Origin of the sequence: Pedobacter gandavensis (genome assembly GCF_032677645.1) — a bacterium.
GTDB classification, from domain to species: Bacteria; Bacteroidota; Bacteroidia; order Sphingobacteriales; family Sphingobacteriaceae; genus Pedobacter; species Pedobacter gandavensis_A.
Window position 1 is genome coordinate 283011 of sequence record NZ_JAVTSB010000009.1, and the last position, 11198, is coordinate 294208.

Here is an 11198-nt window from a genome sequence, read left to right on the forward strand (position 1 = left end):
ATCGCTATCTTTGCTAAGATAATTAGCATGTAAGTAAAGTTATTTGTTCTTCCAACGGTAATATTTTATCTTACTCCCAGAATTTAACAATATGAGCGTAAACGCAGACAAATTAAAAGCATTACAACTTACTTTAGATAAGTTAGAAAAGTCTTATGGTAAGGGTACCGTAATGAAATTAGGCGACAATGCTGTAGAGCCTATTGAATCTATTTCTACAGGATCTATCAGTTTAGACATTGCTTTAGGCATTGGTGGTGTTCCAAAAGGAAGAGTAATAGAAATTTACGGTCCTGAATCTTCTGGTAAAACAACTTTAGCAACACATATTATTGCTGAAGCGCAGAAAAAAGGCGGAATTGCAGCTTTTATCGATGCAGAACATGCTTTTGATAAAAACTATGCAAAGAAATTAGGTGTTGACGTTGACAATCTATTGATCTCTCAACCAGATAATGGTGAGCAGGCCTTAGAAATTGCTGATAACCTGATCCGATCAGGTGCTATTGATGTAATTGTGATTGACTCCGTTGCTGCATTGGTTCCAAAAGCAGAAATTGAAGGTGAAATGGGTGATTCTAAAATGGGATTACAAGCACGTTTAATGTCTCAGGCATTGCGTAAACTAACCGGAACAATTGCTAAAACAGGATGTTGCTGTATCTTCATTAACCAATTACGTGAAAAAATTGGGGTAATGTTCGGTAACCCGGAAACAACTACTGGTGGTAATGCATTGAAATTCTACGCGTCAGTACGTTTAGATATCCGCAGAACTTCTCAAATTAAAGATTCTGACGAAGTTTCTGGAAACAGAGTGAAAGTTAAAATCGTGAAAAATAAAGTTGCTCCACCTTTCCGAATTGCTGAATTCGACATTATGTTCGGTGAAGGTATTTCAAAAGTAGGTGAGATCATCGACTTAGGTGTTGATTTCAATATCATCAAAAAAGCAGGTTCATGGTTCTCTTACGGAGAAACGAAACTTGGTCAGGGTAGAGATGCAGTAAAACAACTATTATTGGATAACCCGGAACTTTCTGAAGAAATTGAAGCTAAAATCAGAGCTGAAGTTACAGGCGAAAAGCTGGAAGAACTTCCAATACAAGCATAATATTAACCCAGTCAGGGTTAGGATAACAAAAAAGGGCGATCAATTTGATCGCCCTTTTTTGTTATCTATAGCTGAATCTATTAAATTATAGACCGTCAAATTCTTATTGAAGCTTCATATATTTTGCGTCAACATAAATGGCGACGATAATGGCCACAATAATTGCCGCAATCAAAACGGCTAAACCAAGATAATTTTTTTGTTTATCCTGCTTTACCAACCATATGATAAAAATGATGAAGGGAATCAGCATTAAGCCGAAAAAAATAAAACTCGTAGCACTCATAATTAGCTGTTCTTATATTAAAAATTCATCCTGGACATTGGAGCAACATCCTGTTCCACAAAATCTGCATTCAAATACTTCTGATAGCCCGCAATAGCAATCATTGCCGCATTATCCGTGCAATATTCAAAAGCAGGGATATAAACATTCCAACCTAAGTCCAGAGCTGTTTTTTGCAACGTATCCCGTAAACCACTATTTGCAGAAACTCCTCCGGCAATTGCAATCTCCTTAATTCCATATTGCTTTGCCGCTTTCTTCAATTTGTTCATTAAAATCTGAACAATGCTGTGTTGAACCGAAGCGCAAATATCATCTAAATGTTCCGATATAAAGTCCGGATTCTCCTTTTCTTGCTTTCGGATGAAATATAAGATGGAGGTTTTAAACCCACTGAAACTGTAATCCAAATCTTTGATCTGAGGTTCGCCAAATTTAAAAGCTAATGGATTTCCGGATTTTGCATGAAGATCTATCAAAGGTCCACCTGGATAGGGAAGATTTAATATTTTCGCAGTTTTGTCAAACGCTTCACCAGCTGCATCATCCAGGGTCTCCCCCACAATTTCCATATCAAAGTAATCCTTCACCAGCACAATTTGAGTGTGTCCGCCAGAAACGGTCAAACATAAAAAAGGAAATGATGGTTTAGGATCTTCAATAAAATGCGCCAAAATATGCGCATGCATATGATTTACCGCAATTAAAGGTAAATCCAGAGCCAGCGCGAATGATTTCGCAAAGGAAACTCCAACCAGCAAGGAGCCTAATAAACCGGGGCCACGTGTAAAAGCGACACCATTTAGTTCCTTTTTGTCTACATTAGCATCAATTAAGGCTTGCTGTATAACAGGGACAATGTTTTGTTGATGTACCCTTGAAGCAAGCTCAGGGATTACACCACCATAATTTTCATGAATTGTTTGGTTTGCAATAACATTGGCAGTAATTTTGCCGTTGTTACAAATAGCAACCGAAGTTTCATCACAAGAAGATTCTATAGCGAGTATTATTGGCACAATGATTATTATTAAGCTACAAAACTATTAAAAAACTATTAAAAATACTTCTTTGGTTTGTTGCATCAGTGTTATTACTAGTTGCGATTCTATTATTCGCGCTTCAATTCAAGCCTGTGCAGACTTTTGTCGCAAAAAAAGCTGCCGATTATTTATCAAAAGAACTCAATACAACCATATCCTTATCAGGAATTTACATAAAACCATTTAAATCTCTTGTTTTAGAGAACTTACTTGTACTCGATAAACAAAAGGATACGCTGTTAAATACACCCAAATTTTTAGTAGATCTAAATCAGCTTTCTTTAGAAAAAAGAATTGTTGACATCAATACTGTACAACTGAATAACGGAACCTTCTTTCTTAAAACATATAAAGATGGATCTACTAACTTAGATTTCATTATCGATTATTTTGATTCAGGAACTCCTTCCGTTAAAAAGAAGAAGCCTTACAAAGTTACTTTCGACCGGGTTATCCTAAATAACTTCGGTTTTAAATATAAAAACTACAAGTATGACAACCAGGTGAAAGGTGTCGATTTTGAAGATGTACAGCTCAGTAACCTAAATGGTATCCTTGAAAAATTAAACACAACGGATCACATCCTTCAGGCAGAAATCAAAAACCTGACATTTAAAGAAAAGAGTGGCTTTTATCTTAAAAACTTAAGCACCTTCGCTACAGTAGACAGCAATAAAATAGAGCTGGAGCGCTTATTATTAGAGACAAATCATTCCAGGTTAGAAGATTATTTCAAGATGAGCTTTAACCGATACAGAGACTTCAGAGATTACATAAATAAAGTTAAGATGAAGGCTAGTTTTAAAAATAGCCACATCGCTTCCCGTGATGTATCGTTCTTTACGTCTGAACTTGATCAGATGAATTTAGAAATAGATGTAGACGGCCAAATCACTGGTCTGGTCAAAAACCTGCGGGCCAAGAACCTTTCTATAAAAGCAGGTAAAGCAACGCATATTAAAGGTGATTTTAACCTTAAAGGTCTTCCGGTTTTAAAGGAAACTTTTATGGACCTTAAAATTGAAATGGCTGGGACCAACAAAAAAGACCTCGACGAGTTGCTTACCAGTGTGACCGGAAAAAAAGCTAAGAAAATCCCTGAAATAGTCTCCAAATTCGGCAATGTAAACTTCAATGGTTCATTTACTGGCTTCCAAAATGATTTTATCGCCTATGGCGAGTTTAAAACAAAACTTGGACGCCTGGTCTCTGATGTCAATATGAAAATTGACAAACAAGGAGTCCCTTCCTATTCTGGAAATGTCAAAACTTATGATTTTAACTTAGGTAATCTGATTAATGAAAAAAGCCTGGGCAAAATTACAGCAGCACTAAATATTAAAGGCCGGGGAACAGAAATCAAAAATCTGACTGAACGACTGGATGGAGATATTGACTACATTGATTTTAACAACTATAGGTATAGAAATGTTAAAATTGACGGAACTTTTGAAAAGAAGTATTTCGACGGTAGCCTGAAAGTTGATGACAAAAACCTCATTATGGCTTTTGATGGTGGCGTAAACCTAAATGGAAAACTTCCTGAGTTTAATTTTCAAGCTAACATTAAAAAAGCCAGACTAAGAGCACTCAAACTATACAAAGATTCTCTTCAAATAGAGGCTGTGTTTAGTACGAACTTCACCGGAAACAACTTAGATAATATTCAGGGCAATCTTTTATTGCAACATGTTCAATTGAATAATGTCAAAGGTATTTACCATATTGATTCGATACAACTAAGTGCCGGTGGCATAGGAAAAGAAAGAAACTTAACCATCAATTCGGATATCTTAGATGCGAGTATTAAAGGCCAGTACGATCTAAACACACTTCCCTCCTATTTTAAGGCACTTGCAAAAACATATATTCCATCGCTAAAAGCCGACATCATTAATTATAAAGATCAGATCTTCAAGTTCGACCTTAGAATTAAAAAGTTCGAACCTGTTGCACAGCTCCTGGTCCCTGGTTTGGAAATAGAAGATCAAGCTGTTTTTCTTGGGAATTTTGACTCCCAAAAAAGTGTAGCCACCGTAAATGGTTTTGTAAAAAAACTAAAGTATAAAGGCATAGTCGTTAATAATATTATTGTCGATGAAAATACCTCAACTGACCAGCTGCAAGCCATTATTACCTCAGATCGTGTTGACCTTAACGATAGTCTGTACATCAAAAACGTGAATATCTCAAACATTCTTAGAAATGACAGCTTAACTCTCAATGTCAAACTCGCAAACGCTGATGATGCCAACTCACTGGATTTAAATGGGCTGGTAGAATTTGCTACAGATACCATAGGTCGTATCACCATTCTTCCTTCTATTTTGAAAATTAATAATGAGGATTGGAAAATTCAGGAAAAGGTTAGAATTAGCTTCCATGAAGGAAAAACACAAATCAACAATTTTGACCTCAGCAATGGTCCACAGGTATTAACAATAGACGGCGTTCTTTCCAATGACCCCGCAGATATATTATTGGTTGGTTTTGACAAGTTCGACCTTAAAACTATAAATCCTTTTATAAAGACCCTTGGTGTTAAACTCGCAGGGAAATTGAACGGAGAAACAAAGCTGCACCATATACTGAAATCTCCAAAGATTACGGATAATATCACCATAGATTCCCTGAGTTTTAACGATACTTATATTGGAAGTTTAACCGATACCTCCTCTTTTCATCAGGCAGAAAATGTGGCCAATATCTATACTACAATCATGACCCGTGATAAAGAAACCTTAAAAGCACGGGGAAATCTTGATCTCGAGAAAAAAGAAATAGATCTTCATGTTAAATTGGATGAAATAGAAATGGCTGTATTGGAGCCTTTTGTCAAGAAATTGGTTTCAAAATTAAAGGGTAATATTTCTGCTGATCTTGCGGTCAAAGGCCCATTTGAAAAACCTGCTATTAATGGTGAGGTATCATTTGACAAAGGCAAAATGACCATTAATTACCTGCAAACTGCTTATACCTTAAATGATCAGGTAACGATAGACAATAGTGTCATCAAAGTCCATAATCTGAAGTTGGTAGACGTTGATAACAATGAAGCTATAGCAAATGGTACCGTAGATTTAAATAACCTGGATAATCCAACAATAGACGCGGTAGTGACGGCTAAAAACTTTATGGCGCTAAATACAACGGAAAAGGACAACCCGGTTTATTATGGACAGGCGTATGGTACCGGTACTTTCATTTTTAAAGGCCCAACCAATCGAATGTACATTGATATTGATGCCAAAACTGAAAAAGGAACGGTTTTTAATCTGCCTTTGAATAGTTCTGAAACCGTTTCCAGTAAAGATTTCATCACATTCGTAAGTAAAGACACGACTAAGATCATAAAAAAACAAAATAGTTTCGATGGCCTTACGATGAACTTAAAACTAGATGTGGATCCGAATAGTGTTGCAAATATATTTACCAGTTTAGGTAATCTAAGCGGAAGAGGAAATGCGACAGACCTTACTTTGAAAATCAATAGTCAGGGTGATTTTGATATGTCTGGAGATTATATCATTGAAAACGGTAGTTTCGATTTCACCGCTCAGGAAGTAATTAATAAGAAGTTCAATATCAGGCAAGGTGGGACTATCCGTTGGACTGGCAATCCTACCATGGCACAAATACAATTGAAGGCCATTTATTCGCTTAGAACAAGCCTGAGAGACCTGTACACTGCTGCTAATAGAGATGGCAACAACAAAGATGAGCGTGTACTAACAGAAGTAGAGATGGGCTTATCTGGCCTGTTATTAAAACCTGATATTAAACTGGATATATTCTTTCCTTCAAATCCTGCCATCAAAGAGGAAATGCAAGCCTATTTCAATGACTCAAACAACCTGAATCTCCAGGCTTTGAGCTTAATTATCAGAAGAAGTTTTGCCCCTGGAACAGGGAATGAAGATCTCGGAAAACAACTGACAAGTGGAGTAACAAGTACCGCAACAGAGCTATTGTTCAATCAGCTTAATAATGTCCTATCCTCTTTAAACCTTGATTTTGTTGATTTCAATGTCCGATCATTAACAGAGGCAAATGCTTCTTTCAGGTTATTTAATGACCGCCTGGTCTTAAATGCAGGTATTGTGAATAGAGGAAGCACCAATGATTTATCCCTTAATGGATTTTCGAGAAATAATGTAGGTGGTGAAGTTGAGGTACTTGGATTAATAAAAAAGGATGGAACGCTAGTGGGTAAACTATCCAATAAACCACCTACTCAACAAACTATCTTTACAACTTCAGGTATCAATCAAAATAACAATGTAACTGCATTAGGCTTAGTTTATACGCAACAATTTGATAGTTTTAGAGAGTTCCTAAGAAAAATCACTGGCCAATACAAAAGGGATCAAAAGAAAAAAGCCCGGCAAGGAGAAACTCCTAAAACCAGGCAATTAATTAACAAAGATGCTATTCTTAAAGAACAGCAGAAGAACAATAGAAAAAGATAACAGGTTATCCCTTCATAATCTGATGTCCCATTTTATCACGTTTGGTTCTCAGATATTGTTCATTATGAATATTACTTTCAATCTCTATCGAAATATTCTCAAGGATTTCCAATCCGTAGCCAGTCAGACCAGCACGTTTTGTCGGATTATTAGACATTAATCTCATTTTTGAAATACCCTGAGCCCTCAGTATCTGTGCACCGACGCCATAATCTCTTTCATCACCTTTAAAACCTAATTTAATATTAGCTTCTACGGTATCAAATCCAGCATCCTGAAGGTTGTATGATCTTAATTTATTAACTAGTCCAATACCTCTTCCTTCCTGGTTCATATATACGATAAGTCCTTTACCTTCCTTATCGATCATTTCCATCGCCTTATGTAATTGAGGACCGCAGTCACAACGACAAGAGCCAAAGATATCTCCGGTAACGCATGAACTATGTACTCTTACCATAACCGGCTCATCCTCTTTCCACTCCCCTTTACTTATTGCCAAGTGGGTTGCTCCTGTATCTAATTGCGTATACGCCGTCATTTTAAAATCTCCCCATTGTGTAGGAAGGTTAACAGTCACCTCTTCTTGAATTAAACTTTCTTTACTCAATCGATAGGCAATAAGATCTTTTATTGAAACTATTTTGAGATTGTGTTGAGCAGCAATCTTTATCAGATCCGGTAATCTGGCCATCTCTCCATCTTCTTTCATAATTTCCACCAAAACTCCAGCAGGTGCCATGCCAGCCAATCTTGCCAAATCAACTGATGCTTCGGTATGACCTGATCTTCTCAATACTCCACCATCTTTAGCGCGCAAAGGGAAAATATGCCCTGGTTTACCTAATTCATCCGGGTTTGTATTTGGATTGATCAATGCTTGAATAGTCTTTGATCGATCTGAAGCAGAAATGCCTGTTGTACATCCATATCCAATTAAGTCAACAGAAACCGTGAAGTTTGTCTCATATGCCGCTGTATTCTTACCAACCATAAGCTCCAAACCAAGCTCATCGCATCTCTGTTCTGTTAAAGCAGCGCATATTAATCCTCTTCCATGGGTCGCCATAAAGTTAATCACTTCAGGAGTCGCATTTGAAGCAGCAGTCAGGAAGTCACCTTCATTTTCTCTGTCCTCATCATCAACAACAATAACTACTTTACCAGCTTGTATTTCAGCAATAGCTTCTTCTATTGCATTTAGTTTGATTTCCATTTTTTGAAATATATCTATACACAAACACTAAGATCAGCTGCTTGTTTAACTATTAAGATTAAGTACAAAGTTACAACCTTCCTTTTCAATTTCCTTTGCCCAAATATCATAAATAAGTAATGAATATTTACGGGTTAAATCAATGATTGGCCTTTATTATGTATTCTTCTCAGTCTGTTCTTTCTTCCTTTTAAATAAACCTACAATCAACTGCTTAAGTGCCGTTACATCAAACAACGCAGAATCTACAGTAGCTTTATAGGTTAGAAATGCGCCAACTGGAGACAGTATGATAATCGCTAGCCAAGGTCCAAAAAATGGAGCTAATGAGCCTGTTATTGCAGATTTCTCAGCTACTGTAGCAATAATATGGTAAATTAAAAAGAAAACAATTGCCATAACAACCGGCAATCCCAATCCACCCTTTCTAATAATTGCACCTAGTGGTGCACCTATGAAAAACAAAAGAAGACATGATGCTGCTAAAGTAAATTTCTTTTGATATTCGATTTGAACCTTTATAAGGCTACGAATCCTATCATCGTGATCCGTTAACCTGGCGGAAACAGTTTGTTTAACAGAATTAGCCTGATCTATGGCAGACTGAATAGCCCGTAACTTATCTCCAGCGGGCAACGAACTCAATACAGGCCCTGTGACCTTCTTTTCAGTGACATTAACCTTAGTGTACCCTTTTACGTAGTTATTCTGTTTAAAGTAACTAGAAACAGTCATGCCGGCAAATTTATTGAGACTATCTAATTCTTTTGTTAAAGAATCCTGTTTTTTGACCAATCCCTTCAAATTAAGCATTTGGGTATTATTTCTAAATCCCTGCTCATCTGTTCTATTCATTTCAAAACTTGATATATCAAATTTCTGATCAGTTTCTTTAAATCGCATCCGGGTGAACTGCTGCCTAGGATTATAAGAGGAATTCTCACCACTAGATTCTTCATACCGAACCCCGTTCTTTAGTTTTAAAAGAAGATTTTTTTCATCTTTAGCCATTTTTCCTTCTTTAGCAATGATGATCTTCGCGATACCATTATTACTGGTATGGTCATAAATCATCACTCCTTCCAAAGTAACCCCGTCATCACCTTTCTTATCTACTCTAATTGAATAACCAGGAATACTATTATTAAATACCCCCTCTTTAATTAAAAAGGATAATTTCTTATTTCTTATATCCCACAGTAAAGAGCCGAATTTTAAATTCGCCTTTGGCAACATCACATCAGAAAACAGAAATGAGCCGATAGCAATAAAAATAATCAGGACCAATAAAGGCATCATTGCCTTTTGAAGCGATACGCCAGCAGACTTAATAGCTACTAACTCATAATTCTCACCCAATGTACCAAAGGTCATTATGGAAGACAAAAGAATCGAAAGTGGAAGCGCCATGGAAACATTTGCAGCTGATGCATAATACATCAACTCCAGAATCACATACCATTCAAAGCCCTTTCCAATTAAATCATCGACGTACTTAAATAAAAAAAACATCAATAATATGAACATCACAATAAAAAATGTGACGAAGAAAGGCCTAATAAATGCTTTGAGCAGAAGTAAATGAATCTTTTTCAATATGCAAAGGTAAACAAAGCAACTGAAAAATTATGCTCCTAACACACTATGTAAATAGGTAATCTGATTATCCCATATTAAAGTTCTCTCTGCGAGCGTATCTTCAGTCGCAAAGTCAGTTATAGATAGCGCAACATCGTTTGTTAACTCATCTTGAACAATTTCCATTTCAAAATAACAATGTGGTTCATCATCAATCCATTTAAATTTCACCAATTTATTCTCTTTAATACTCAAAAGCTTCGCTTTTTGTACTTCATCATCCCATGTAAATGTATAAACCTGATCACGGAAAATTACATCGTCGGCAAACCATTGAGATAAGCCATTTGGCTCACTAATGAAGCTAAACAAAATACGTGGGGAAGATCTCAATTCATATTCTAACGTAAACTTTTTCTTTTCTGACATCGATGGATCCTTACATTCTAAATTAATGGACAATTTTTTATCTATATATTTCTAAAGAAAAGTAATATATTCTATATATGCAACTCTTTGCAAAAGAAGATGTCTCGCGGAGTATCACACAGCTTTAACGCATCCAAGACTTAAGCCTTTCAATACCTAAAGACTCACTTCATAAACAACTTGCAAAAGTACTTTTAGTAATTTTGCACAGTGACAAATCAGCATTACAAGATCATTATTCGCAATGATTCTTCAAGAAACCGACATTAGCGAGTCTTTCAAAAAAGCTACCTTACTTAAAACATTCAATTCTAGTAATTCAGTTTCTAAGTGAGAACCCTTTATTTGAAATAATTGTTTGATAAAGACTTAATTAAACTAGTGATATAATCATTTCCTTCTTAACTTAAGGATATCCTGGCTGCAACCTTCCTCGTAAAACACGTTACAACCGTAAAATAGTATCCTAAATAAAAATCCTTCAATGAAAAGATCAATTTACAATTTTAATATTCTACAGTTAAAATTAGGCAAACTGGACTAAGTCAAAATATAACTACCGCTAAACTGATTGTAACCCATTTGTGTTTCTACAAACACACAGAAAAATAACTAACTCATTATCAAAACGAAATCAATATCCAGAAGCTTATTTCATATTTTCTTTCATTATTTCAAACCATTATCCTATATTTGCAGCTCGTTAGAAAGAAGACGCCCGGCGGGGTAGCTCAGATGGTTAGAGCGCAGGATTCATAACCCTGAGGTCGGCAGTTCGATCCTGCTCCCCGCTACTAGACTAAAAGCCTTTAGATTTAAACCTAAAGGCTTTTTTTATGCCTTAAATAAACGTAGAGGCTGTTTTCAAGGATCAATCGGATCAATCCCAAAACTTGTGGAGGAGGCGTTAAAAATATAGCTTTGTATTTTATACAGTTTTATATTTATGCCATCAGCTACAGCATCATTACTCAGATTATTTCTGCCAGATTTTATACTAGAGAATTTTGAATTTAAGGGGGTTATTGAGGATAGTGAGACTTTCCAGATCGAACTTGAAGAC

Annotated in this window: 6 protein-coding genes and 1 tRNA gene; 3 read left to right on the forward strand and 4 right to left on the reverse strand. The window is 36.1% G+C overall.

What is annotated here, in order from left to right; translation table 11 throughout:
* Window positions 1-91: 91 nt before the first annotated feature.
* Window positions 92-1114 carry a recombinase RecA gene (recA, locus tag R2Q66_RS16735; RefSeq protein ID WP_316751060.1) on the forward strand — a complete coding sequence of 341 codons (1023 nt, stop codon included), beginning with the start codon at window positions 92-94 and terminating at the stop codon, window positions 1112-1114.
* A 303-nt stretch (window positions 1115-1417) separates the two neighbouring features.
* Here the strand turns inward: recA and tsaD are convergent, their stop codons facing one another.
* Window positions 1418-2419: a tRNA (adenosine(37)-N6)-threonylcarbamoyltransferase complex transferase subunit TsaD gene (gene tsaD, locus R2Q66_RS16740; protein ID WP_316751062.1), complete on the reverse strand. Its 1002-nt coding sequence runs from the start codon at window positions 2417-2419 to the stop codon at window positions 1418-1420.
* Between the two features lie 116 nt (window positions 2420-2535).
* Between tsaD and R2Q66_RS16745 the strand changes: the two genes are divergently transcribed.
* Entirely contained in the window at window positions 2536-6912 is a 4377-nt protein-coding gene (locus R2Q66_RS16745) for a translocation/assembly module TamB domain-containing protein (RefSeq protein WP_316751065.1), read from the forward strand.
* 4 nt (window positions 6913-6916) lie between these two features.
* On the opposite strand, the gene R2Q66_RS16750 is transcribed toward R2Q66_RS16745, so the two are convergent.
* The 3 genes from R2Q66_RS16750 to R2Q66_RS16760 all read right to left on the reverse strand — a co-directional run bounded on the left by R2Q66_RS16750 (window position 6917) and on the right by R2Q66_RS16760 (window position 10135).
* Window positions 6917-8128, reverse strand: a complete 1212-nt coding sequence (locus R2Q66_RS16750; protein WP_316751069.1) for a bifunctional 3,4-dihydroxy-2-butanone-4-phosphate synthase/GTP cyclohydrolase II — start codon at window positions 8126-8128, stop codon at window positions 6917-6919.
* A 156-nt stretch (window positions 8129-8284) separates the two neighbouring features.
* Window positions 8285-9724, reverse strand: a complete 1440-nt coding sequence (locus R2Q66_RS16755; RefSeq protein WP_316751073.1) for an LptF/LptG family permease — start codon at window positions 9722-9724, stop codon at window positions 8285-8287.
* Between the two features lie 30 nt (window positions 9725-9754).
* The gene (locus R2Q66_RS16760) at window positions 9755-10135 is read right to left on the reverse strand and encodes an START-like domain-containing protein (protein ID WP_182961866.1); all 381 of its coding nucleotides are present in this window, start codon (window positions 10133-10135) and stop codon (window positions 9755-9757) included.
* Between the two features lie 720 nt (window positions 10136-10855).
* Between R2Q66_RS16760 and R2Q66_RS16765 the strand changes: the two genes are divergently transcribed.
* A tRNA-Met gene (locus tag R2Q66_RS16765) sits at window positions 10856-10929 on the forward strand.
* Window positions 10930-11198: the final 269 nt, after the last annotated feature.

What these genes read in the sequence shown, in the direction of transcription:
- recA (WP_316751060.1), top strand. Translation starts at nt 92, where the DNA reads ATGAGCGTAAACGCAGACAAATTAAAAGCATTACAACTTACTTTAGAT.
- R2Q66_RS16750 (WP_316751069.1), bottom strand. Translation starts at nt 8,128, where the DNA reads ATGGAAATCAAACTAAATGCAATAGAAGAAGCTATTGCTGAAATACAA.
- R2Q66_RS16760 (WP_182961866.1), bottom strand. Translation starts at nt 10,135, where the DNA reads ATGTCAGAAAAGAAAAAGTTTACGTTAGAATATGAATTGAGATCTTCC.